This window comes from Chryseobacterium sp. UNC8MFCol, from assembly GCF_000482305.1.
GTDB classification, from domain to species: Bacteria; Bacteroidota; Bacteroidia; order Flavobacteriales; family Weeksellaceae; genus Chryseobacterium; species Chryseobacterium indologenes.
In genome coordinates, this window is the sequence record NZ_AXUZ01000003.1 from 459,200 (window position 1) to 483,096 (window position 23,897).

A 23,897-nucleotide genomic window follows, 5' to 3' on the forward strand; every position below is an offset into this window, starting at 1 on the left:
TTAGAAATTTATTGGAAAAGAATGGTGTTTTGTATTTGTTTTTTGTGCAGGATCAGATCCAGGATATCCGCCTCCAGCTTGAGTGCTTTTTTATTAGGAGAAAGCACGTAAGCATTATTCGTTTGTGACTTCACGGTATTCTCAAATTGCATGACGGAAGTGTATCTTGCATCGTTAAAAACCTCTTTATCAGCCTTACTCATCTTCTCATAATCTTCTTTGAAAGTGTTGACTTTATTCCTTGTTAATGTCTTTTTCTGAAGATTCTGGCTGTAGACCTTTGTGGGAACCATTTTGCCCAATATTTTCTGATCTTTTAATTTTTCCAGACCGGCATTGATGTTTTCAATTTTTTTGAAATTACAGCTCAGTCTGATGATATAATTATCAAAATCCATGGCCGTTTTTACATTGGTGATTCCGGGAGTTTCTTTAAAAATTTTTGCAGCTGTATTGATTTTGTTTTCAATCTCAGATTTCTTGGGAACTTTCTTTCCGTTGATGGTTTCCATCTTAGAGATTGATGCCAGTCTTGTTTTACTTTTACTTGCATTCAGTATGATGGTATATTCTCCGGTGCCGTCTGCTTTTACATTTACTTTATCAAGAATGTCGAAACAGCTCGTCAGGAATAATAAGGGGAGAAGAAAAAGAAATAATTTTACTATTTTTTTCATGATTGGATGTAAAGCAGTAAAATTACTCAATTCCGGCCTTATATCCTTGAAATCTTTAGTTTTTGAGTAGAAATAGCTGTTTTCAGGTAGTTTTGAGAACTCAAAACTGACATCATTACTCTTTATTTTTAAACGCGTCCTTTCAGATAATTCTGGCGAAGGTCTTCATCCAGTTTTTCAATTGCATATCGAAGGCATGTTCTGGGCATTTCTTTGTAATACTGATTCAGATAAGCAATGAGTTCTGTTTCACTCTTATTCCCCATTTCCCGCAACAACCATCCATTTGCCTTATGCATCAGGTCGTGCGGATGTTTCAGATTTCTGGCAACAAATTCTTTTGTAAGATCAAATGATCCCTTTTTCACATAATGCATTGTTCCAACTACGGCAATTCTTTTATGCCACATCTCTTCAGATTCCGAAAGCTCTCTTAAAAGGTATTCTTTATCGTTTTCAAAAGCATATCTTCCCAGAATCTTATAGCAACTGGAATCTACAAGGTCCCAATTATTTATGTGGGGTAAATGATTGAGATAAAAAGTCACAATTTTCTCTTTCGCCTGCAGATCTTTTGTTTTTTCAAATTTTGAGATCAGCATAAAAAGGGCTGTTAACCGATATTCATGATATTGTGAAGAAAGAAGTACACCAAGATCATTGAGCTCTACTTTCTTATAATATTCTTTAGCCACAGATCTCTGATCCGGTACGGTAACCCCCAGAAACACATCTCCCTCGCCATACTCTCCCTTACCCGTCTTAAAAAACCTTGGAAAAAATTCAGCTTTTTCAGGGATAGATAATACAGCCAGCGCTTCTTTTATTTCTTTAACAATATTATTCATCAGATATTTTCTTCTGAAACAACAGTTTCCTGCTCTTCTTCTTCCTTCACAATCTGTTTAGGATTAGCCACTTTGGCAATTGTAAGTCCCTGAACAATAATAGAGAATACGACTACACAGTAGGTAATACTCAAAATAATCTCGCTGTATTCGCTTTTAGGAATAGACATGGCCAATGCAATAGAAACACCACCACGAATTCCTCCCCAAACAAGTACTTTTACTGTTTGCGGGCTAAAACTTCTTCTCAGAGAGGTAAATTTAGTTGGTCCCCATATCGATATAAACCGGGCAAAAAGCACTACAAAAATGGCCAGTAGACCAGGGATCATAAAATGTTTGAGGTCTTTGATCATTAAAAGCTCAAAGCCGATAAACAGGAATAATACAGCATTTAATATTTCGTCGATAAGTTCCCAGAATTTGATCAGATAATCCTGAGTAACGGATTTCATCTTGAAGTTTCTGTTGAAATTACCCATAAACAGACCTGCTGCTACCATCGTCAGTGGGCCGGAAATATGCATTTGTCTTGCAATAAGATATCCTCCCATTACCACAGAAAGTGTCACCAATACGGAAATAATATAATCATCTACTTCACGCATTAATCTTGAAGTGACCCAACCAAGCAAAACTCCTAACAGAAGACCTCCACCTGCTTCATGAAGCAGTAGCAATCCAATATTTTCAACACTCAGATCTACTTCTTTTCCTACTGCAAGCTGTAGAATAACCGTAAAAACAACCACTGCCATACCATCATTAAAGAGGGATTCTCCTGCCACCTTTGTTTCCAGAGATTTTGAAACTTTTGCCTGTTTCAGGACGCTGAGTACGGCTACCGGATCTGTAGGTGAAATCAAAGCTCCGAAAACAAGACAATACATAAACGGAAGATTGACACCCACATAAGGTAAGAGATAGAACATTCCAAACCCTACAACAAAAGTGGAAATAACGACTCCTGCCGTGGAAAAAATCACAACGGGTCTTAGCTGTTCCTTTAAGTCATTAATGTTGATATGAATTCCTCCCGCAAAGAGAAGAAAATTAAGCATTGCCCCCATCAAAACCTCCGTAAAGTCGATACTGCTCATTAAATTATGCAGATGCCCGAATGTTCTGGGAAGTATTGTTTCTCCAAAAAATACCAGAAAAATAGATACCACAATGGCAATAACCATAATTCCGATGGTGCTGGGAAGTTTTAAAAACCTGTAATTAAGATAGGCAAATATTGATGCTAATACGATTAATGCTGAAAATGAATAATATAATTCCACTAAGTGTTTGTTATAGTTAATTGGTTAGTTCTAAATAAAGTATTTTGATATAGATCTGCCGACCGTCTTTTTCCCATATATCAAACATTCCATCTTTGGAAGATTTTGAGCCTCGTGCATAATCTTTTCCTATATTCAACATATTCAGCAGGATATATTCGTCTCCTACCGAGTTGACCAGATAAGCCGTTTTTTCAGATTTTCCATCCCCGGAACCTTTTATTCCGTCTGCAAGCGCACGAAACTGGTTCAGATGATGTATAAAATTATTACCGTCTTTTAAAGAATCATACGCTCTCAAAAGGATCAGAAGAACATCCAGATTGGTAGGGTCCTTATCATACAATGCCTTCCCGAGTTTTACACACTCTGTAAAATTATTTTCTTTAAAGGCATCAGTAAGATCTTTAAAACGGTCTTCTGAAACGGTGATTTTATCATTTCTAAAATTTCTTCCGTAATAGAGGTACTGTGATTCTATACTATCTAAAGATTTGGGATACCCTTTATATTTGAAGATAAGTTTATCATAATTGTAGGGTGAATCCGGATTTTTAAGGCTTTTTTCAATAGCTTTCAGATCAATTTTCGATTTCTGGCTGAAACCAAAAACCGAAAACAGAGTGAAAAGAAGGAAAAAGTAATATTTCATTAATTGTTGCTTTCTTCTTCGTCGTTGTCGAAATATTCGAAAAGGAAATCATTATAAGGAAATCTTGAAATATGAATTTTCATAACTTCGTCGTAAATCATCTTTTTCATTTCCGGGAAGTTTTCCTTTGTTAAAGCAGAAATAAATACCGTAGGATATTTGGACTTTGCCATCCAGGTCTTTTTCCATTCTTCAAGGGAAACATTTTTACGGGTTGTCGGCGTAAGATCGTCTTCGTCTTTTTTCTCATAGCTAAAATCATCAATCTTATTAAAAACCATAATCATTGGCTTTTGATGAGCATCGATTTCCATCAGAATATGATTCACCGATTCTATATGATCTTCAAAACTTTCGTGAGAAATATCCACCACGTGGATCAACAAATCCGCTTCCCTCACTTCGTCAAGGGTTGATTTAAAGGATTCTACAAGCTGTGTCGGAAGTTTTCTGATAAATCCTACTGTATCCGTAAGCAAAAATGGTAAATTCCCGATAACCACCTTTCTTACCGTAGTATCAAGCGTTGCAAACAATTTATTCTCTGCAAAAACTTCAGACTTCGAGATGGAATTCATCAGGGTAGATTTCCCGACGTTGGTATATCCTACCAGGGCAGCACGAACGACTTTCCCCCTGTTATTACGCTGAGTTGCCATTTGTTTGTCAATAGTCTTCAGCTTTTCTTTCAGCAATGTGATCCGGTCACGGATGATACGACGGTCGGTCTCAATTTCCGTTTCCCCCGGACCTCTCATCCCGATCCCCCCTTTCTGACGCTCAAGGTGAGTCCACATTCTGGTCAGTCGAGGTAAAAGGTATTGATATTGGGCGAGCTCTACCTGTGTTCTTGCATAAGATGTCTGAGCTCTTTGGGCAAAAATATCGAGAATAAGATTGGTACGGTCCAAAATTTTAACTTCCATTTCTCTTTCCAGGTTTTTAAGCTGTGAAGGAGAGAGTTCATCATCGAAAATTACGGTTCCGATCTCATTTTCTTTTACATATTCTTTTATCTCGATAGCCTTACCACTTCCTATAAAGGTCTTGGAATCCGGCTGAGTTAGTTTTTGGGTGAAACGTTTTTGCACGGTTGCTCCGGCTGTGAAAGCTAAAAACTCCAGTTCATCTAAATACTCCGTCAGTTTTTCTTCATCCTGATTTTGAGTAATTACTCCCACCAGGACCGCTTTCTCATAGTTATGTTCTTTCTTTTCTAACATTAAGTTCTGTCTATGTTTATGATTTTTACAAGTTAATATTTTTCAGAAAAAAAACAAAATCAATTTTTATTTAATAACATTTTTTAAGATAATTTTAAGTTCGCCTGAGTATATCTTATAAAAAAACAATAACTTTATGTAATAATTTTCTGTCTTTTAAGCAATTAAATTTAAAAACATCCAGAAAATCATGATTACCCATCTTAGATGTATGATTATTGATGATGATGAACTGGACAGGCTGGTTCTTCAGCATTATATCAGGCCGTACAAAAACATCGAAATTGTCGCTTGTTTTGATTCGGCTGAAAAAGCAATTCCTTATCTTGACCTTCCTGTAGATCTTTTAATCACAGAAACAAATTTAAAAGGGACGAGTGGTTTGGAGTTCCGAAAGCTGGCCCATAAAATCCCCGCCTGCATCTTTGTAAGCTCATATCCGGAATTAGCGGCCTCAGTCTTTGAAATCAATACCCTTGATTTCATGACAAAACCCTTGACGGCACCACGTTTTCATTATTCAATGCAAAGACTTTTCGACTTTTTTGAAATGAAAGAAAAATGCGACTGTTATGATGCTATACTGGGAGAAAACTCTCTTACCATCAAAGAAGGAGGAAATGTTTCCCAGATCAGAATGAAGGATATCCTTTATCTTGAAGCATTAAAAGACTATACCCGGATTATCACTCTTGAAAAGAATCATTGTATTCTCGACTCACTGGGAAACCTTCTGCAGAAAAACTTTTTTGATTCCTTTATCAGGATACATCGGAGCTACGCAGTACCCAGACATCTCATTCGTGCCAAAAATTGTCATGAGATAGAACTCACTCATCATATCAGGCTTCCGATAGGCCGAACTTACAAGAATAACCTCTCCTTCTTTGAACCCTAAAGAATCAGAATTTCAACAATAATTCACAAATTGACATTGGTCGATTATTTCTGTCGTTCATCTATTTTTCCAACATCAGATTCCGATAGGTGGTAATTTAGTCTTCCCAAATTTCCCTCTAATTAAAAACTGTTACCAATGGAAAAAAAATTTATGTATTATCTGCCCTGGTTTATCTTTTCTTGTACGATATTCCAGGCTCAGTCAGCAGTTCTTGCTGCAGGAACCGATGTCTCTGGTCCCAATGGATCGGTTTCTTATAGTATAGGTCAGACCGCTTATTTGTCCAAAGGATCAGGTTCTCAAGTGGTTGAAGGAGTGCAACAGCCTTACGAAATTACAGCTCTTTCCACCCATGAAAACTCTTCAGACAAGGAAGGTCTGCTGCTTTACCCTAATCCTTTTAAAGATTATTTGTATTTGGATTTCACTACGAATAATTATAAAGGTTCAGAATATCAATTATTTGATGCACAAGGCAAACTGATCAGAAAAGATGTGATTACACAATCTAAATCCGAGCTTAATTTCTCTTCCCTTCCTTCTGCAATGTACATTATCAGAATTAATCAAAATGGAGAGAACATCAAAACATTTAAAATCATTAAAAACTAAAAACCATGAAAAAAATATTATTATTGTTCTGGATCCTTTCCGGGCTCATAATGGGATGGGCTCAGGTTCCGGAAAAAATGAGCTATCAGGCTATCATCAGAAACGGATCCGGGCAACTGCTGCCCAATCAGGGAATCGCAATAAAAGCCAGTATATTACAAGGCTCTCCTGCGGGTGCAGAAGTATATTCTGAAAGACTCACCGGAAATACCAATACCAACGGGCTGATCAGTATGGAAATAGGAACAGGGACTGTTCTTTCAGGTACGTTCAATACCATTAACTGGCCTTCAGGAAACTATTATTTAAAAACAGAAACAGACCCTGCGGGAGGAAATAATTATACAATAGTCGGGACCAGTCAACTGCTAAGTGTTCCGTTTGCTATGTATGCCAAGTCAGCGGGAAACAGCGGGGCAACCTTTACGATTCCTTATACCAATACCGTAAACAATGCTTCTACTCTATTTTCTTTAACAAATGACGGAGACGGAACCTCCCTTGAGGGCAATAATACGGGCACTACATCCAATATTGCCGCTATGAGGGGGATTGTCAGCAATGCTTCGCCAGGTGGTTTTTCATCAGGGGTACGTGGTATCAACAACGGAACCGGAGGATTGGGTGTAGGAGTATACGGAAGCCAAAACGGAAGTGGCTGGGGTGTATATGGGGTAACTCCCAATGGATTAGGGGTATACGGAAACGCTAGTGCAAACGGGACAGGTGTCTATGCAAACAGCAATACGGGAACAGGTCTTACTGCCACCAGCAATAATGGAATTCCTGCCTCTATTTCAATTTACAACAATGCCAATAACAATGTTGCTCTGAGTGCTTCCAGTGTAGGAAACGGAACGGTTGTAAATGTAAGCACAACCGGAAACGGCGCTGGTGTCAGAAGCTCTTCGGGAGCTGGATTTGCTCTTCACGGAATAACAAGCGCACAAAGTTCCGCCGGTATCGTGGGCGATAACAATGGCGCAGGTGAAGCTATAGTGGGAAGAACAACAAGTGACATTGCAGGAGCCGTAGTAGGTAGGAATGACGGAGGCGGATATGGCGTAAGAGGCTTCGTCGCGACAAGCACAGCCGGAACCGGTATCGGAGTATACGGACAGGTGGGGCTCAACAACAGTACAGGCCGTGCAGGAAGATTTGAAAATTTTAATCAGACCAACACCGTTACCAATACATTAGAGGTAGAAACTAATGGCAATGGAAACATTCCGGACAATACCCAGGGAAATGCTTCTTCTTTTTTAGTTAATAATAACAATAGTGTGGGAGCCGCTGTACGGGGTGAAGTAAAAACAATATTCGGAAATTTCGGAGCTGCAGGTATTTTTGGTATTTCTTCAGGAACAGGTGGTTTTGCAGGGTTATTTCATGCTTCCAATACATCAGGAAACGGACCGGCACTGGTAGCGATCACTGATGGAAACGGCAATGCCATTACTGCTAATGCCAGTAAAGACGGTAATGCTGTAGAAGCCAATATTGACGGTGCAGGAAATGCTCTTTATGCCTGGGTTCCCAGTTTTGCTACAGGACGAGCAGGACGGTTTAATAATTTTAATGAATCCAACATAAGCGATGTGATCACCGCAACCACCATCGGAAACGGAATTGCAGGAAATTTTAAAGTAGATAAAACTCAGGGAACTTCTCCCGCAGTAAAAGGTGAAGTAAACTCAATCTTTGCCAACTTCGGAACGGCAGGTATTTATGGCTTATCATCAGGAACGGGCGGATACGCAGGATTATTTTATGCTTCCAATCCTTCCGGAAACGGACCGGCACTGCTCGCTTTATCCGAAGGATCCGGAAACGGAATTACAGCCAATGCCGGAGGAAATGGTGATGGTATTGAAGCTTCATGCGACGGAAGTGGAAGTGCCATTTCAGGATTTATACCCAATTTTGGTGCCGGTAAAGCCGGTAGATTTGCTAATTTCAACAATGCCAATGCCCAACCCGTCGTACATGTTACCACTACCGGTACAGGTACTACTCTGCTTGCCAACCATCAGGGAGCGTCAGGTGACCTTGCCATATTCCAGAGTGCGTCAGTAGATGTAGCCAGAATTAACAAAGCCGGCAGAGGTTTCTTTAACGGAGGCACCCAGAACAGTGGTGCTGACGTGGCGGAAGCATTCAGTGCAGAAGGAAATATTTCAGAATATGAAACCGGCGACATCCTGGTGATTTCAACCCGTTCGGACAGGACGGTGGAAAGGTCGTCAAAACCCTATTCTCCTCTTGTAGCGGGTGTATATGCGACCAAACCGGGAGTACTCCTTACTGAAGAGCATATTGATGCTGATCTTTCTGATAAAATTCCTATGGGAGTGATTGGCGTTATTCCGACCAAAGTCTGTCTTGAAAATGGAAAAATTAAAAGAGGAGATCTTTTAGTGACTTCATCAAAAGAAGGGGTTGCCATGAAAGCTAATCTTAAAAAAGTAAAAATAGGACAGGTCATCGGAAAAGCACTTCAGGATTATGATCAGGATAAAATTGGAAAAATTCAGGTATTAGTCAATATAAAATAAAACGTTATGAAAATAGTATATATAATCCCGCTGTTATTTTTAGGCTCCTTTTTGAATGCCCAGGAAAATAAACAGACTGTTCCCATAGAAGATCAGGCACTTGTTGTAAAACAAATAAAAGAACGGGAAGCAAAATTATTGAAAGAAAACCAGGAATTGGCAGAAAAGAAAACATCTCAAACGGGACTGGTTTCCGATCATGGTTCTGAAGTTAAAAAACAGGATAAAAAAATTCAGGCACAATCGGATCATTCGGGAAACTTACTTCCCAATACAGCAAGTATTGAAGAGATAAAAAAAACGATTCCCAACAGACAGGCAAGCCGTAACACAATCAATTCTAAAAACATAAATACAAATGTAACGGGGTTGCCCAATACAGCAACTCTCCAGGAAATAAAAAAGACTATTCCTAAAAACTGATAATCCCAACAAAAACTGATAACCTCAACAAAAAGCTGATAACCGAACTAGATTTTTCAAACAAAAGAAGTCCGCTGCAATGCGGACTTTTGTTATGACAAGCTCATCGTTTTTATTTAATCCCAATCAGCAGCTACAAATTTCATCGAATTTCCTTTGTCATCAGACAAGGTAAGGAAATGTCCTTCTACAGAGTATTTCGTCATCACATCAAATTTTTTCTGAAAGGCTGTTTCCAATGTCATATCCTCACATGCCTTCATGGTACTTACTCCTTTTGATATTCTTACCTTTCCTCCTTTTTTAAATTCAGAAGTAAAAGACATACGGTTACATCCCATGTATGCACTTCCCTGGATTTTTCCTCCTTCCATTCCGGCTGTCAGGTTGATTTCAGCCTTTTGGGCTATCAATTGATCTTTAGAAAAATGATCGAAAGCAACCAACATCCATTGTCGCTGGAGGTAAAGATTTTTATCCGGAATTGAGGAGCAATTTAAAATAACTCCTAAAGATAAAAGGGTAAAAACTGATAATAGCATTTTCTTCATGCGCATTATCATCCCATTTTCATACCATTCCGGAACAGAATCTCGTAAAAATTAGTAAATTAGCGTCACAAAAATTTTTATATAAAATGAAAAGACTATTTCTACTATTCACTTTCTTATTGGGCTTTGCCCAGATGAGGGCGGATGAGGGGATGTGGCTGCTAATGCTCATCAAAAGACTTAACGGTGTTGATATGCAAAAGGAGGGTCTACATCTTACGCCTGAAGAGATTTATTCAGTAAACAACTCAAGCTTAAAAGATGCTATTGTAAGCTTTGGTGGTTTCTGTACCGGTGAGATTGTTTCCGACAAAGGGCTTATTTTCACCAATCACCACTGTGGTTATGGCGCTGTTGCAGCTGCTTCTACTCCGGAAAAAGACTATTTAAAGAATGGATTCTGGGCAATGAAACAGAAAGACGAATTCAATGCTAAAGATCTGTATGTAAGATTTTTAGTAAGAATGGATGATGCTACCCAGAGAATCAATTCTAAATTGAACAACAGTATGACCGGTACTGAGAGAAAGGCTGTTATTGATGCTGAAACAAAAGCAATCCAGACAGAAAATTCTGAAAACGGAAAATATACTGTAGTAGTAAGAGACTTCTTCAACGGAAACGAATTTTACTATTTCGTGTACCAGGATTATAAAGATATCAGATTGGTAGGTGCTCCGCCTTCTTCATTAGGGAAATTTGGTGGTGATACCGATAACTGGGAATGGCCAAGACACACTGCTGATTTCACGGTATTCAGAGTATATGCTGATGCTGCCGGAAACCCAGCAGAATATTCTCCAAGCAATACTCCTTTGAAGCCTAAGCACTTCCTTCCGGTTTCTCTTAAAGGAATTAAGCCTGGTGACTTCTCTATGATTTTAGGATATCCGGGAAGAACAAACCGTTACCTGACTTCTTACGGAATTCAGCAAATGGTTAACAAAGATTATCCGGCATGGGTTGAAGCTTCTAAAGTAGCAATGGATGTCATGAAAAAATACATGAACAAAGACAAAGCAACACAGCTTAACTATGCTTCTCAATATGCATCAGTAGCTAATTACTGGAAAAACAGACAAGGAACTATAGATGCTGTAGATAAAAACGGAACTATTTCTGATAAACAAAAAATCGAAGATACATTCAGAAAATGGTCTGTAATGCCAGGCAATGATGCTTATGATGGTGTTTTAGAAGATATCGGAGCATATTACACTCAGGTTTCGGACAGAAATGTTGAAAGAAACTATGCTGCTCAGTTCTCAAGAAATGCAAAATATATTACCCTTGCTTTACAGGTAGGTTCAGCGCTTAAGGCGTATGCTGCTCAGGATATGCAGGGAAGATTAGCAATGAAAGCTAAAACAGAAGCCGCTATTAAAGCAGCGTATGAAAACTTTAATCCTGCATTAGAGGGAGAAATGCTTGCTGCTATGACCGGTCTTTACCAGATGAGAGTAAAAAATAAAGATATTGCTTCAGCTACAATTTTAGGATTGGATGCTAAAACAGTTTCTAACATGGCTTATTCATCAATTTTTGCCAACAAAACTTCAGCAACGAATTTCTTATTGAATCCGGACGCATTGAAACTTGACGCAGATCCACTATGGAAAACAGCCAACGGAATTGTAGCTGATCAAAAGATGAGTGTTGAAAAATTTGTGAAAGTAGATGATAATTTTGCTAAAAACAATCGTCTTTTCTTAGCTGGTCTAATGAAAGCTATGCCTGAGAAAAAATTCTACCCGGATGCTAACTCTACAATGAGATTAACGTATGGTACTGTAGATAAACTACCTATCAGAAACGACAGAAACTACTTCGGCATTACAGATAACTATTATACAGATATGACCGGTCTTGTTGGAAAATACAAGAAAGGAGATGAAGAGTTTGATCTTCCTCAAAGAGTGATTGACCTTTATAACTTAAAAGATTTCGGACAATATGCTGATGCTGCAGGTTATATGCCTGTCAACTTCCTATCTAACAATGATATTACCGGAGGTAACTCAGGTTCTCCTGTAATTGACGGAGACGGAAACCTTATTGGTATTGCATTCGATGGAAACAGCGAGGCACTAAGCGGTGATATCGTATTCGAGCAGGAATGGCAGAAAACAATTAATGTTGACGTTCGTTTTGTACTTTGGACTATTGACAAATATGCAGGTGCAAGAAGATTAATTGACGAGTTGAAACTTGTAAGAGGGGAAAACACTCCTGCAGATACAAAAACTAAAAACTCAGGTACTACATCAATGCCTAAGAAAGCAAAGAAAAAATAATCTTTTCCGATATATTTTTGAAACCGTGAATCCATATTCACGGTTTTTTTATTTTTGAAATGTAAAAAACAATATATAATGAATCCTCAGCCCATAGAATTTACAGCCCTCATCAAACAGCACGAGGGGATGAATGCAGCCTTTGTGGAATTTCCCTTTTCTGCAGAAGAATTGTTCCACAAAAAAGGTCAGGTGAAAGTTAAGGTGACTTTTGATAATAAGGTTGAGTACAGGGGTAGTCTGGTCAAAATGAATGCTGACTGCCATATTTTAGGATTAACACAGGATGTACGGAAAAAACTGGGGAAAAATTTTGGGAACCAGGTTTTCATCTCTTTATGTGAGGATAAGGAAGAAAGAACAGTAAAAATCGCGGAAGATATCGCTTCGGTTTTTAATGAAAATCCTGAAGTAAAAACCTTGTTTGATAAAATGAGCTATACCCATAGAAAAGAATACATCCGCTGGATTGAGGAAGCAAAGAAACCTGAAACAAGAGAAAATAGAAAGACTAAGATGATTCAGATGATTTTGGAAGGGAAAAAAGGGATATAACATAGAGCCCGGGAAGTACCGGACTCTATGGTTTATTTTAAATTAATTAAACATTATCATGCAAAAGGAGGTTTCATACTATTGACAATATTAGCAGGCAACCCTGAAACACTTGCGTATTTTATATTGTTAGCAAAAGACACCTGATCGGCAGAAGAAAACACGTAGTTTCCGGTGAAAACACAGCTTTGAAAAAGAGTATGGCTTAGATTTTCTATAGTTCCTCCTTTCCATTCTACATTTTTAAACTGGATATTGGAGGTACTGAAGTCTGAAGTTGAATGAGCAATATTAAAAGTATGGATATCACCTCCATTCATAATAAAAGTTTCGAGATTAGATCCACTAAAAACAACTCTTCCATATCCAAAACAATCCGTTAAATATATATTGGCACGACGGATTTTATCAGCCGTATCTATAGAATATAAATATACCGCTGTAGTCGTAGTAAGCACATTTGTTGTCAGCCTTCCACTGATTTCTATATTCGTACTATAATCCAGTTGTTTAGTACTATCTTTTATAATTTGCACTGCGGTATAAGTCGTTGTAGACTTTGCATTGAGAATCGTATCTGTAATTTTCAGATTTTTAATGTTAACATATTTTCTATTCAAAACACCCAAATAGAATCCACTGACTTCATCAGCATCCGTATTAATAATCGGGTTGATTATATTAAGACTTTCCGGAAGCTTAGGGGCCAGGCATTGTGTATATTTCTCCAACAAAAGAGGAGCTCCAATGTTTCCATTTGGGCTAGTATATGAGAACAAATAAATATCTTTTTTCCCCACTGGACCTGCCACTTCATTAGCTGTGAATATAGGGTTATTAATATTAACAATCCCACCTAAACTTGGGGTATCCATCCTTATTCCAAAAAGTATTCTTGCACTTCCACTTACTTTAGGAAAATTTAACGTAATATCATTGCCCGCAAATTGAAATGCAGCTAAACTCTGCCCTGTTTTCACAATAGTATTGTTTGCTGTAAATCTGTCTGTCCAATGATCATCTATTCCTTCTTCCCAAACTCCTCTGTTGATGGTGACGTCTACACTGTTTCTACCGGTGTACGCATGTCGGCAGTCCACTACATGTCCGTCATTAATAACAACACCTATAGAGCTATAATTTGCAATACCATAACCATTTTCATCTTTCCTAAAGCCTTTTATAAAAGGATTATTTATTATGATATCCGCACAAGTATTTATTTCCAGACCAACAGCTCCCTGGCTATTAATTTTATTCAGAATTCGTGGATTATTAAGGGTGACATTATCTCTGCTAATTAATAGATATGCAATATCATTTAGGATACCTTTAGTTTCAATATTTAGGTTATCTAGGGAAATATGTTCTTCAAAGATATATTTCTTAACGGTCAATACACCCGGATTACAAGTACTATCTTGCATATAAGAACAAACTAATGGTGTAGTTAATTTACCTTCACTACTTCTGATAAACTCATTCTTTTTATAATTTTTTTCAGAAGTAGTACCATCACGATCAATTAAAATTTCTGTAGAATTAAAATGTAGATTAGCAATACCTTTGTTACTAAAACCTACATCTAAACTTCCCCTCTTCATGTTAGCAGGTTCCCATGCAGAGATATCCACTACTTCACCATTAAATCTTCGGGCTACAGTTATAGCTACTTCACTATTCTCTTTGATAAGGATAAATTTACCGTCGCATCTTCCACTGGTTTTCATTTCAAAAGATTGCTTTACCACAACTTTACATTTTCCGGGAATCACCCAGTATAGGTTGTTGGCATTTACATACTTAAAATAGGATAAAATAAACGGTGTATCATTATAGGTTCCATCGCCTTTTACCCCAAAATAACTGACATCCAGGTCATGGGCAAAATTATGTTCCAGCTTAATTCCTCCTGTTTCAATAATACTTCCTGCATCATCTGTACCAGCTGTTGATGACAAATAATATATGACAGGAGCCGGAGTATCTCCCTTTTCGTAATAGCCTCGTAGGCAGACTCCCTTATAAACACCGTTCTGAAGATCAGTAATTTCTGCTGCCGACAAATTTTTCATTTCGGCCATTGTGTTTTTTACAATACATTGAAAACTCATAGAAATATTTTTTATTGGTTAATTGTAAAACGAAGAACAAATAAGTATTGTTTATTCTTCGTTCTGTGGCAAATATCGCCCGGCATCACGTCAAAACTTGACGTATTATTAGCTATGATTAAAAATAAAATACAATTATTCTTTCTTTTTTTGTCAGGATTCAATAAGGGCTCCGACTATGGTTGTAATTAACAGTTATAACTATAAAATTGCTTTTATGAAAAAAATTATTTTAAAAATCATGGCCTCTGCTGTAGGTCTGTTTACGGCATTTAGCCTTTCATCATGTGACAATTCTGACAACAATATGACGGATATGTCTTTCCAAAGAAGTATTACCTTTGAAAATGTTGTCACTCCTAAAGAATTTGTACAAAGTGGAAGCTTTCAGGGTACGGGAGCTCCGCCAATCATTTTACCCGGACAGTCGGTTTCTGTTAAATTCAGTGCAGGGAAAGCACAGTCTTTAATGTTTGCAACCATGTATGGAGCTTCTAATGACTGGTTTTTTGCTTCTCAACAGCCGGGAATCAAGTTATTTGATAATAACGGGAATGCTATCACAGGAGATGTCTCTTCAAGTGTACTGTTGTGGGATAACGGAACCAAAGATAATATTACAGGCCAGCCCGAGAGTAAACCTGTAATGCTGGTTCCTAATGTAAATGCATCACAACTGATGAAGCTTAATCTCGGATATAATGATGTTACTTCCGAATTCACATTAACCATTACCAATAATTCAGGCGGCACGGCCCATGAAACTCCTTTTTCTCCCGGTGTTTGGGCTGTTTCCAACTATAATGGCTCGCAGTTATTGAATAATGTTCCATTCTTTACACCTAACGCTTTATCCAATCCGGAGATCACCGATATTGCCCAGATGGGAAATATCAGTAAAATGATGACAAAACTTACAGCCAACACAGGCATTATGACCGGGCTATCTCCAGCTTTGGTAGTGATCTATCGCGGTGATAAAAATCCGGTTTATGAAGTAGGAAAAACGGATACCGGAATGGGTCTTAAAGAAATTTCACAGTTCGGAAATGTAACCAAACTTCAAAACAGCTTAAAGGCCTTACCTAATGTAAAAGGTGTTTTTGTGGCAGGAAGTGCACCTGTAGCTCCGGGAAATAAAATTTCCACAAATTTTACTGCAGATCCGGGGGATAAAATTGCCTATGTTACTATGTTTGGGTTCTCTAATGACTGGTTTTATGCCAATGAACAGAGTATCGAAGCCGGCACTAAAGGTGATCTTACATCTAAAACAGGCTTATTTGACTCAGGCACCGGAATTGATCAGTATCCGGGCGCCGGAAACCATCAGGCTTTATTTGGAGGAACGCCACAAAGTGAAAGCAAGGCTATTTCAAAAGTAGGAATTGTATATCCTGTTCCAGCTGTACAGAATGTCATTAAAGTTACAGTCAATTAATTTCTGTTTTTAAAAGAAAAAGACCGGACAGCATGGCTGTCTGGTCTTTTCATATGAAAAGCAATCCTTTCTTTTGCTGCTAAATCTACGATAACCTCCATCCTCCATTTGCTCCTTACATACCCTATATTTTTACTTACAGACGTAAGGTTTTGAGTAATATCATCAGATTACAACATTTTTTTACCGGTAATTATATGTTCACAGCTGTAGAAGGATATGGTAGTATACCTCACCTTACTCAATAAACACATCTCAAAAATTATCCGTTCCAGAATTCCCTGTCCAGGCTTCTGTACTGTATGGCTTCAGAAATATGGTAAGACAGGATTTCTTCGCTTCCTTCCAGATCAGCAATGGTTCTGGCAACTTTTAAAATCCTGTCATAGGCTCTTGCGGAGAGATTGAGCTTTTCCATAGCCAGTTTTATAAGGCTGAAAGAAGTTTCGTCCAATGCACAAAAAGTTTCAATTTCTTTAGGCCCTATTTGAGCATTGCTGCTTATGTTCAGGTTCTTATATCGATCATTCTGAATATCCCGCGCTTTAAGGACCCGTTTCCTGATATCCTCGCTCTTTTCCCCTTTTCTTTTTTCGGATAATTGTTCAAATTCGACCTTTTGTACTTCAATATGAATATCAATTCTATCCAGGAGCGGCCCCGAAAGCTTATTCATATACCTTTGCATTTCATAAGCAGATGAGGTATTGTTAGGATCATCTGGAAAAAAGCCGCTGGGGCTGGGATTCATGGAGGCAACCAACATAAAACTTGCAGGATAATTCACGGTAAATCTTGCTCTGGAAATAGTGACCTCACGATCTTCCAAGGGTTGTCTCATAACTTCGAGCACTGTACGTTTAAATTCCGGCATTTCATCCAAAAACAGTACCCCGTTATGAGCCAGTGAGATTTCTCCCGGCTGCGGATAGCTACCTCCACCAACCAGTGCGACATCAGAAATCGTATGATGAGGTGATCTAAAGGGACGGACGGTCATCAAAGAAGATTCTGTTCCTATTTTTCCTGCCACAGAATGGATCTTTGTGGTCTCCAGCGCTTCTTTCAAAGTCAGTGGAGGCAAAATACCGGGAACTCTTTTGGCGAGCATTGTTTTTCCACTTCCGGGAGGGCCGATCAAAATGATATTGTGACCGCCTGCTGCGGCTACCTCCATTGCCCTTTTGGCTGCTTCCTGCCCCTTCACTTCTGAAAAATCAAACGGAAAATCATTAATTCTTTCATGAAATTCCTTTTGAGTATCCAATATAATTTTATCAATAGCCTTTCCTTCATTAAAAAATTCAATAACCTGTTTAATATTTTCAACTCCGTATACGTCCAGATCACTGACAATAGCAGCTTCTCTGGCATTTTGAATGGGAAGTATTATTCCTCTGAACCCTTCTTCCTTTGCCTGTATTGCAATGGGCAGAACTCCTTTGATAGGCTGCAGGCTTCCGTCCAGCGAAAGCTCTCCCATAATGATATAATTCTGAATTTCATCCGCTAAGATCTGATCTGAAGCTGCTAAAATTCCAATAGCAATACTCAAATCATAGGCAGACCCTTCTTTTCTGAGATCTGCAGGAGCCATATTAATGGTAATTTTCTTTCCGGGAATTTTGTAGCCGACATTTTTCAGTGCGGCAGAAATCCTGTAGCTGCTTTCCTTGATGGCATTATCTGGTAATCCTACCAGATGATACCCTACTCCTCCGGTATCTACATTAACCTCAATTGTTATCGTTTGTGCAGCCACTCCGTGAATGGCACTTCCGTAAATTTTGATCAGCATGGGTGTGTTTTTGAAAGTAAATGTAATTAATATAATATTTTGCAAACATTTGATTTACATTAACTTTATTCTAAAAAATAAGTCATATTTTAAAATTATATCAGCAAAATTAGTATACGATTCAATCAGAGATCATTTAGATAAAAGTGATTCTCCTTCGTTTTTGATCTAAATCAAAGTTTCGCTTTTTTTCACTCCATAATTTTGCCGCATTAAAAAATAGCATGGCAGAACTTGAAAAAATAATATGGATTTCCATTATACTGATTGTTATCATTTCAGTAAAAGAGAAGCTCAGGCTCGCATTACCAATTTTGCTTTTGGTAACCGGACTTATCTTAAGTCTTACAAGGCTGGTTCCTTCAATTGATATGAGCCCGGAAATGATTTTTTATGTGGTTTTACCACCCATTTTATTTGATGCTGCCTGGAATACATCTATCCCTGAATTCAAAAAAGAGCTTTCAAAGATATCCCTTCTAGCAGTGGGGCTGGTATTTTTGACTACAACCATTATTGCATGTATTGCACACCGCATGATCCCAGGATTTTCATGGCCTTTGGCATTTATATTAGGGGCCATTATCTCACCTCCGGATGCTGTAGCGGCAACCAGTATTACCAAAGGACTTCCGCTTCCTAAAAAACTGGTTACCATTCTGGAAGGAGAAAGTCTTTTAAATGATGCATCTGCCCTTATAGCTTACAAATGTGCACTGATTGCAATCGTTAGCGACGTTTTCTCCTTTTCAAAAGCAGGATTTCAATTCATCACCATCAGTACAGGCGGAATTATCATTGGGCTGATTGTCGGCTATACTTTTCTTAAATTACATAAATTCCTGTACGGAAACAGTAATGTAGAAACTTTCGTTATGGTCCTATTACCATTTGCAACCTATAGTATGGCAGAACATCTTGAATGCTCCGGTGTCCTGGCAGTTGTTATATTGGGGATGTTTCTTTCATGGAATTCGTTTTCTCTCTTCAGCTCCAACAGCAGAATACAAATGAGTCATTTCTGGGACGTTATTGTGTTTGTCCTGAACGGGTTGGTATTTCTGATTCTCGGAATGCAACTTCCTCAGATAATTACAGATATTCCCTACGAGGATCTGCCTGTTCTAATTCTTTATGGTCTACTTATTTTCGGCGTTTTAATTGTTATCAGACTCTTTGTCATTTTTACTTTTCCACTGTTCTCTTCTCAGCAATCAGAAAAAGGTACAGGATTCTTTTCACAGGCAAAAAAAGAATATATCATCTTATCCTGGTCCGGAATGAGAGGAGTGGTATCGCTGGCCGCAGCCCTGGCAATGCCATTGTATGATAATAATGGGGTTCCGGTACCTCAACGAAGTACAATTCTCTTCATCACTTTTGTGGTCATTATTTTTACTTTACTGATTCAGGGTTTGACATTACCTAAACTGATCCAGTTAATCAGGCCTGCCGAACAGGCTGAAAAAACAGAAAAAGAACTGAATGTATTACTGATCAACCAATCTCTCTCATTCCTGGAGAATATGAATTATAAGAATTCAATGACGGAGAATATTGTGGCAGGAATGATTAAAAAACTTACAAAAGAAGAACTTCAGCTTTCCCACAAAACAATAGCGCCCGCGAGAGACAGGATCGAATGGAGAAAAACGTATTTCAAAATTGAACTTGAACTCATCGATTTCCAGCGTACCGAGCTTATCAAAAACTATTATAAAGGAGAATATTCTCTTGAAATCATCCGTAAAAAGGAATGGGAACTCGATTTTTGGGCTACTACCGTCTATCATGAAATTGAAACATTGGAATAAAAAATTAAGATTTACATTGCTTTTTTGACCTAGGTCAAAGTTTTACATAGCTAACATGCCCAACTTTGCTTCATCAAAAATCAATAATCTTTTCTATCAGAAATGACCATGCCTGTAAAGAAATTGTTGTCTGCAGAAAACCTGATTTCCAGTAGAGCAATTGAATTTGAACTTTTATCTTAAAATGCAATTAAAAATGAACTCAACCGAAACGAAAAAAATCCGTTCTGTCTTTAGCGTTAAACGCAAGGAATATATTACGCCACATTTCATCCGTATTATATTTGATATCAAGGATTACCAGGCAGAATTATTATCCCATGTAAAATCAGGGTCCAACAATAAAATATTCATCCCCACATCAGATCCTGATTCACAAGACATTGTGAGAACTTACACCAACAGAAAAATAGATCTGGAAAACAAAGAACTGAGCATTGATTTCGTTGCACACGGAGACAGTGGTCCGGCATCAGCGTGGGCGTTAAGAGCACAGGAAGGTGATTTTTTAGGAATAGGCATGAAAGAAAGTACCAAACCTTTAGTTCCTGAAGCAGAATCGTATCTTCTTGTAGGTGACGCTACTGCCCTACCGGTAATTAATGCTATTGCAGAACAACTTCCTGCAGGGGTGAATGTGAAAATGCTTCTGGAAACTTTCGGAAAAGAAGATGAAATTATTTCCTGCTCTGCAGCCAATGTAGATCTTGAATGGCTGTATAATCAGACGCCTGAAAAAGGAAGCCTGCTTGCAGAAAAAGCCAGAGAATTCAAATTTTCCGAAAAGGAACAAAAAAAATTTATCTACGTGGCAGCAGAATATGCCACTGTAAAAAGCATCAGAGATTATTTCAAAGCCGATCCCTCTTTTGATCCCCGTTCTCTGTATGCTGTTTCCTATTGGAAAGCAGGAATGTCTGAAGACCAGGCCGGACCTCATCAAAAATAGCTTTTTAAAAGGGGTCATCCTGCTGCGAAAAAACGCAGGAGTATATTCCGGGCTTTATAGTTAAAGGTGTTTCTCATTCAGATGCTACTGGAATGGCATTACATGCTATTGACGGGATGATTAATAAGCAATCCATGCTGATGGCCGGATCCGGCTTTCTTTGATAAAAAAAACCGGTACAAATGAATTTGTACCGATCTAACCATTATTGAAACTAACGAAAAGATTATTTAATCTTTATTTTTTTATGAATTTATTTTTGTACACATTTTTTCCGTCTGCGCTCTTAGAAACAATAATATAGCTTCCCGGCAACAGATGGCTTACATCAATAGCCTGATTGTATCGATGATCTTTTCTTTGTAAAATAAGCTTTCCTGTCATATCAATAATTGAAACTTCTTTATATGCTTTATCGGATTCTTTTCCGATGTACAGGAATTGTGCAGTTGGATTAGGATATATTTTCAGCTGATTGTCCTGAGATTTTGTTTCGCCGGTTCCCATATTTTTACAAAAAGAAAACTCACCAAAGTTTAATTTTACAAACGAATTGGTTCCCAGGAATTTGCATTGGTCCGGACAATATTCTGTGCAGGCATAAAACCCATATTGTCCGGATTCTGTAGCTGAGAAAGAATCTCCTGTCGCTCCGCTGATTATACATGGATCTCCCGGTACTGGTGGAATGTTGCTCGGAAAACATTTATACCAGGTATGCACACCATATACAGCGGCAAAGACGTCATCGAATTTCACCGAGGCTCCGTCACATACATTGATTTCCCCCGCTCCAAGATCTTCATAGGTTCCCGGAGTAAGAGTGGTCATCATTGCAGGAAGTCCATATACAAAGCCGTCAGCCATGATCGCAGGACTTTCTGCAGTACAGTCACCTTGTGAGACTACCACTTTAAAGTAGTACAGCTGATCGTTTCCGCTGATCGTTAATTGTTGGGAAGTCGCTCCCGGAATCGCAACCCAGGGATTGTTATTGGGTGTTTGCCAGGTCCATTCCTGCTTATACCACTGGTAGGTACCGAATGTTTGGGTAGAAAGTACTTCATCTTCCGATTCACAGAATAAAATTTTCCCCGGAGATTTTACCCCGAGCCTTGGGCTGGTAATGGTTGGGTTACATTGTGCCTTCATATTCAGGATGCTGAATAGCAGAAACACAAAAAAAATTAATTTTGTTTTCATAGTAATATTAATGTTGATGTTAAGTTTTATATTCAATCAAGCAACAGCCTGAGTCCGAATTTCATATTGAACTGCAGGGGTTTTTCCTTGTAAATGGTATTAGGGGCGGTTTCATCTTTGAAATGATATCCTATTCCCGGCTCTGCGTAGACTCCCAGCTTATCAATGATCTTCAGCTGAAGTCCTACAGCAGTATTGACGGAAAACTGAAAGGGTTTATGGCTTAAGTTTTCCTTTGATGTTTCTTTAACCTCATCATCTACCACATAAGTTGTGGTGATATTTCCTGCAATTGGTTTTTCTACCAGTGCTCCTCCTGTAACATATCCTGTAAATCTTCCCTTACGGATCACATTATAATTGACCTGAACCGGAATTCCCAGATAATGAACCGACTGATCTCCTTTTATATAATTGTTATCAGTTCCAGAGTGAAGTTCAGAAGATAGTTTTGTATAATTCAATCCTGTGCCTATCCCCCATTTTTTTCCCAGGTTATAGTAGAGAGACAACCCGAAGGTCACCGGTACTTTATGCCTGATTCTCGCTTCTACCGGCTGGCTCTGATTGGCCAGTAATATGGCCGTTAAAGGGTTATCATCATACACTGATGCACTCCAGACCTGCTCAATATTCATAGGTTTTCCGCTGATGGAAGCATAGCCCGGAAACTGTTGTTCTGCAGCACCGGTTGAGGCATTGCCTGTGAGCATACTCAGCATCCACGACTTATCTTTATGAGATTTTACCGTTTTATTTTTGGAGAGGTCAGCATATTTTTCAATCGGTCTATCCTCTTTAAATGCAACTTCATCTGTTTTCTGTTCCCGGGTGGGTTCAACAATGTTCTCATTCAATTTAGGGACGTTCACAGCAATCTGACCTTCTTTTTGCTCTGTTTCCTGAGTATTGGCAGTTTTCGCCATTTCAGGAAGATGAGGTATCAAATCGGCCTTTTCTGCTCCGGAATTGACGAAATTTCTGCTTTTTATCATTTTCTCAGGAACGATGGCATTTAACACATTCTGAGCTAATGAAATTCCCGTTTCCTGTTGGGTGTATCCTTCTGAAATGGTGTTGTTTTCTATTTTTCCTGAGGTAAGATCTTGTCCTGACTGTTTTTTTAAATCTGACTTTTTCTGCGAAAACTTCTCCTTAGTCTCATGATCTGACCCACCGATTTTTAACATCAAAAAAAGCAACGCAATCGCTGCAGCAACACCTCCGATGCGATAGAATAAAGATCTTCCCGCACCATTCGTCCTAACGTCTCCTTTTGGCTCAACAGCATTAGCCTCAGGAGCGAATCCGGCGATTTCATCCTTCTCTTCTTTTCCGGAGAATAATTCATCGCTGATTTCATCCCACAACCCGTCAGGAACATCCTCTTCATGGTCGTTCATTCTGCTTCGCAGGTTATTTAACCATTCATTACTCATATTGTGCTTTTTTTGACGTTTTAAAATCTTTTATTTTCTGAATAAGCAGGCCTTTTGCACGGTGAAACTGCGATGCGGAAGAATTTTCGGCAATTCCTAAAAGCACAGCAATTTCTTTATGGCTCTTTTTCTCAAATACAAACAGGTTAAAAACAGTCCGGTATCCTTCCGGAAGTTTCCTGATCATTTCCATGATATTTTCGCGTGGAATCTCCTCAAAATCAGCCTCTTCTTCATTGGGAATATCAGGAAGGTCATTGATCTCTATATGGGAACTGAAGCTTCCTTTCTGCTTGATGTGTTTCAAAGCTTCATTGACCGTAATCCGTGTCATCCACGCTTTTAAAGATCCGGCTCCCCTGTACTCAAATGATTCAATGGAGCGGAACATTTTAATAAAACTATTCTGAAGGATATCATGGGCATCCTCTTTCTCAGCTACGTAACGGGAACAAACATAGGCCAGATTTCCGGAATAGGCTCCGAAAAGCTCTTTCCAGGCAGCTTCCTTCTTTTGCAAAAGATGTTGCACTAAAATCTGTTCCTTCGTTTCTTCCATATA

20 protein-coding genes are annotated in these 23,897 nt (G+C 38.5%); 9 read left to right on the forward strand and 11 right to left on the reverse strand.

Translation table 11 applies throughout. The features are described from left to right. Positions 1-8: 8 nt before the first annotated feature. The 5 genes from M030_RS0102100 to hflX form a co-directional block, all read right to left on the reverse strand. The gene (locus tag M030_RS0102100; protein WP_027372026.1) at positions 9-677 is read right to left on the reverse strand and encodes a hypothetical protein; all 669 of its coding nucleotides are present in this window, start codon (positions 675-677) and stop codon (positions 9-11) included. Between the two features lie 128 nt (positions 678-805). Then, positions 806-1,525, reverse strand: a complete 720-nt coding sequence (locus M030_RS0102105; RefSeq protein WP_027372027.1) for a DNA alkylation repair protein — start codon at positions 1,523-1,525, stop codon at positions 806-808. Next, positions 1,525-2,811, reverse strand: a complete 1,287-nt coding sequence (locus tag M030_RS0102110; protein ID WP_027372028.1) for a cation:proton antiporter — start codon at positions 2,809-2,811, stop codon at positions 1,525-1,527. Before M030_RS0102110 ends, M030_RS0102105 begins: the two co-directional genes overlap by 1 nt. Positions 2,812-2,827: 16 nt before the next feature. Continuing rightward, positions 2,828-3,463 carry a DUF4919 domain-containing protein gene (locus M030_RS0102115; protein ID WP_027372029.1) on the reverse strand — a complete coding sequence of 212 codons (636 nt, stop codon included), beginning with the start codon at positions 3,461-3,463 and terminating at the stop codon, positions 2,828-2,830. Continuing rightward, a complete protein-coding gene (gene hflX, locus M030_RS0102120) occupies positions 3,463-4,686 on the reverse strand; it encodes a GTPase HflX (RefSeq protein WP_027372030.1) in 1,224 nt (407 codons plus the stop codon). Before hflX ends, M030_RS0102115 begins: the two co-directional genes overlap by 1 nt. Positions 4,687-4,876: 190 nt before the next feature. Here hflX and M030_RS0102125 point away from each other — a divergent pair, with 190 nt between their 5' ends. The 4 genes from M030_RS0102125 to M030_RS0102140 all read left to right on the forward strand — a co-directional run bounded on the left by M030_RS0102125 (position 4,877) and on the right by M030_RS0102140 (position 9,177). After that, positions 4,877-5,584, forward strand: a complete 708-nt coding sequence (locus tag M030_RS0102125; RefSeq protein ID WP_027372031.1) for a LytR/AlgR family response regulator transcription factor — start codon at positions 4,877-4,879, stop codon at positions 5,582-5,584. Between the two features lie 138 nt (positions 5,585-5,722). After that, the gene (locus M030_RS0102130) at positions 5,723-6,199 is read left to right on the forward strand and encodes a T9SS type A sorting domain-containing protein (RefSeq protein ID WP_027372032.1); all 477 of its coding nucleotides are present in this window, start codon (positions 5,723-5,725) and stop codon (positions 6,197-6,199) included. Between the two features lie 5 nt (positions 6,200-6,204). Beyond that, positions 6,205-8,754: a beta strand repeat-containing protein gene (locus M030_RS0102135; RefSeq protein ID WP_027372033.1), complete on the forward strand. Its 2,550-nt coding sequence runs from the start codon at positions 6,205-6,207 to the stop codon at positions 8,752-8,754. 6 nt (positions 8,755-8,760) lie between these two features. Then, the gene (locus M030_RS0102140; protein WP_027372034.1) at positions 8,761-9,177 is read left to right on the forward strand and encodes a hypothetical protein; all 417 of its coding nucleotides are present in this window, start codon (positions 8,761-8,763) and stop codon (positions 9,175-9,177) included. Between the two features lie 116 nt (positions 9,178-9,293). Here the strand turns inward: M030_RS0102140 and M030_RS0102145 are convergent, their stop codons facing one another. Further along, a complete protein-coding gene (locus M030_RS0102145; protein ID WP_027372035.1) occupies positions 9,294-9,728 on the reverse strand; it encodes an META domain-containing protein in 435 nt (144 codons plus the stop codon). Between the two features lie 86 nt (positions 9,729-9,814). Between M030_RS0102145 and M030_RS23625 the strand changes: the two genes are divergently transcribed. Further along, positions 9,815-12,022 (forward strand): S46 family peptidase, encoded by a 2,208-nt coding sequence (locus tag M030_RS23625; RefSeq protein WP_034721924.1) that lies wholly within the window; start codon positions 9,815-9,817, stop codon positions 12,020-12,022. Between the two features lie 78 nt (positions 12,023-12,100). Further along, positions 12,101-12,577 carry a YdeI/OmpD-associated family protein gene (locus M030_RS0102155; protein ID WP_027372036.1) on the forward strand — a complete coding sequence of 159 codons (477 nt, stop codon included), beginning with the start codon at positions 12,101-12,103 and terminating at the stop codon, positions 12,575-12,577. A gap of 56 nt (positions 12,578-12,633) precedes the next feature. On the opposite strand, the gene M030_RS0102160 is transcribed toward M030_RS0102155, so the two are convergent. After that, entirely contained in the window at positions 12,634-14,652 is a 2,019-nt protein-coding gene (locus M030_RS0102160) for a hypothetical protein (RefSeq protein ID WP_155860228.1), read from the reverse strand. Between the two features lie 256 nt (positions 14,653-14,908). On the opposite strand from M030_RS0102160, the gene M030_RS0102165 reads away from it, so the two are divergent. Continuing rightward, complete coding sequence (locus M030_RS0102165) at positions 14,909-16,132, forward strand: spondin domain-containing protein (RefSeq protein ID WP_027372038.1); 1,224 nt, start codon at positions 14,909-14,911, stop codon at positions 16,130-16,132. A 262-nt stretch (positions 16,133-16,394) separates the two neighbouring features. On the opposite strand, the gene M030_RS0102175 is transcribed toward M030_RS0102165, so the two are convergent. Beyond that, positions 16,395-17,930 (reverse strand): YifB family Mg chelatase-like AAA ATPase, encoded by a 1,536-nt coding sequence (locus M030_RS0102175; RefSeq protein WP_027372039.1) that lies wholly within the window; start codon positions 17,928-17,930, stop codon positions 16,395-16,397. A gap of 224 nt (positions 17,931-18,154) precedes the next feature. Between M030_RS0102175 and M030_RS0102180 the strand changes: the two genes are divergently transcribed. Beyond that, positions 18,155-19,744, forward strand: coding sequence for a Na+/H+ antiporter (locus M030_RS0102180; protein ID WP_027372040.1), 1,590 nt, complete (start codon positions 18,155-18,157; stop codon positions 19,742-19,744). A 196-nt stretch (positions 19,745-19,940) separates the two neighbouring features. Then, positions 19,941-20,693, forward strand: coding sequence for a siderophore-interacting protein (locus M030_RS0102185; RefSeq protein WP_027372041.1), 753 nt, complete (start codon positions 19,941-19,943; stop codon positions 20,691-20,693). Positions 20,694-20,930: 237 nt separating this feature from the next. Here M030_RS0102185 and M030_RS0102190 read toward each other — a convergent pair whose 3' ends face one another. From M030_RS0102190 to M030_RS0102200, 3 genes are read right to left on the reverse strand one after another with little or no spacing between them, the layout of a single operon-like run. Beyond that, the gene (locus tag M030_RS0102190) at positions 20,931-21,896 is read right to left on the reverse strand and encodes a T9SS type A sorting domain-containing protein (RefSeq protein WP_027372042.1); all 966 of its coding nucleotides are present in this window, start codon (positions 21,894-21,896) and stop codon (positions 20,931-20,933) included. A 32-nt stretch (positions 21,897-21,928) separates the two neighbouring features. Then, a complete protein-coding gene (locus M030_RS0102195; protein WP_027372043.1) occupies positions 21,929-23,335 on the reverse strand; it encodes a porin family protein in 1,407 nt (468 codons plus the stop codon). After that, positions 23,328-23,894, reverse strand: a complete 567-nt coding sequence (locus M030_RS0102200) for an RNA polymerase sigma factor (RefSeq protein WP_027372044.1) — start codon at positions 23,892-23,894, stop codon at positions 23,328-23,330. The genes M030_RS0102195 and M030_RS0102200 overlap by 8 nt, the downstream gene beginning before the upstream one ends. Positions 23,895-23,897 lie beyond the last annotated feature (3 nt).

Bases quoted from the DNA above. Each gene is read 5' to 3' on its own strand.
- M030_RS0102100 (WP_027372026.1), bottom strand. From the start codon at position 677: ATGAAAAAAATAGTAAAATTATTTCTTTTTCTTCTCCCCTTATTATTC.
- M030_RS0102105 (WP_027372027.1), bottom strand. From the start codon at position 1,525: ATGAATAATATTGTTAAAGAAATAAAAGAAGCGCTGGCTGTATTATCT.
- M030_RS0102115 (WP_027372029.1), bottom strand. From the start codon at position 3,463: ATGAAATATTACTTTTTCCTTCTTTTCACTCTGTTTTCGGTTTTTGGT.
- hflX (WP_027372030.1), bottom strand. From the start codon at position 4,686: ATGTTAGAAAAGAAAGAACATAACTATGAGAAAGCGGTCCTGGTGGGA.
- M030_RS0102125 (WP_027372031.1), top strand. From the start codon at position 4,877: ATGATTACCCATCTTAGATGTATGATTATTGATGATGATGAACTGGAC.
- M030_RS0102130 (WP_027372032.1), top strand. From the start codon at position 5,723: ATGGAAAAAAAATTTATGTATTATCTGCCCTGGTTTATCTTTTCTTGT.
- M030_RS0102135 (WP_027372033.1), top strand. From the start codon at position 6,205: ATGAAAAAAATATTATTATTGTTCTGGATCCTTTCCGGGCTCATAATG.
- M030_RS0102140 (WP_027372034.1), top strand. From the start codon at position 8,761: ATGAAAATAGTATATATAATCCCGCTGTTATTTTTAGGCTCCTTTTTG.
- M030_RS0102145 (WP_027372035.1), bottom strand. From the start codon at position 9,728: ATGAAGAAAATGCTATTATCAGTTTTTACCCTTTTATCTTTAGGAGTT.
- M030_RS23625 (WP_034721924.1), top strand. From the start codon at position 9,815: ATGAAAAGACTATTTCTACTATTCACTTTCTTATTGGGCTTTGCCCAG.
- M030_RS0102155 (WP_027372036.1), top strand. From the start codon at position 12,101: ATGAATCCTCAGCCCATAGAATTTACAGCCCTCATCAAACAGCACGAG.
- M030_RS0102160 (WP_155860228.1), bottom strand. From the start codon at position 14,652: ATGAAAAATTTGTCGGCAGCAGAAATTACTGATCTTCAGAACGGTGTT.
- M030_RS0102165 (WP_027372038.1), top strand. From the start codon at position 14,909: ATGAAAAAAATTATTTTAAAAATCATGGCCTCTGCTGTAGGTCTGTTT.
- M030_RS0102175 (WP_027372039.1), bottom strand. From the start codon at position 17,930: ATGCTGATCAAAATTTACGGAAGTGCCATTCACGGAGTGGCTGCACAA.
- M030_RS0102180 (WP_027372040.1), top strand. From the start codon at position 18,155: ATGGCAGAACTTGAAAAAATAATATGGATTTCCATTATACTGATTGTT.
- M030_RS0102185 (WP_027372041.1), top strand. From the start codon at position 19,941: ATGAACTCAACCGAAACGAAAAAAATCCGTTCTGTCTTTAGCGTTAAA.
- M030_RS0102190 (WP_027372042.1), bottom strand. From the start codon at position 21,896: ATGAAAACAAAATTAATTTTTTTTGTGTTTCTGCTATTCAGCATCCTG.
- M030_RS0102195 (WP_027372043.1), bottom strand. From the start codon at position 23,335: ATGAGTAATGAATGGTTAAATAACCTGCGAAGCAGAATGAACGACCAT.
- M030_RS0102200 (WP_027372044.1), bottom strand. From the start codon at position 23,894: ATGGAAGAAACGAAGGAACAGATTTTAGTGCAACATCTTTTGCAAAAG.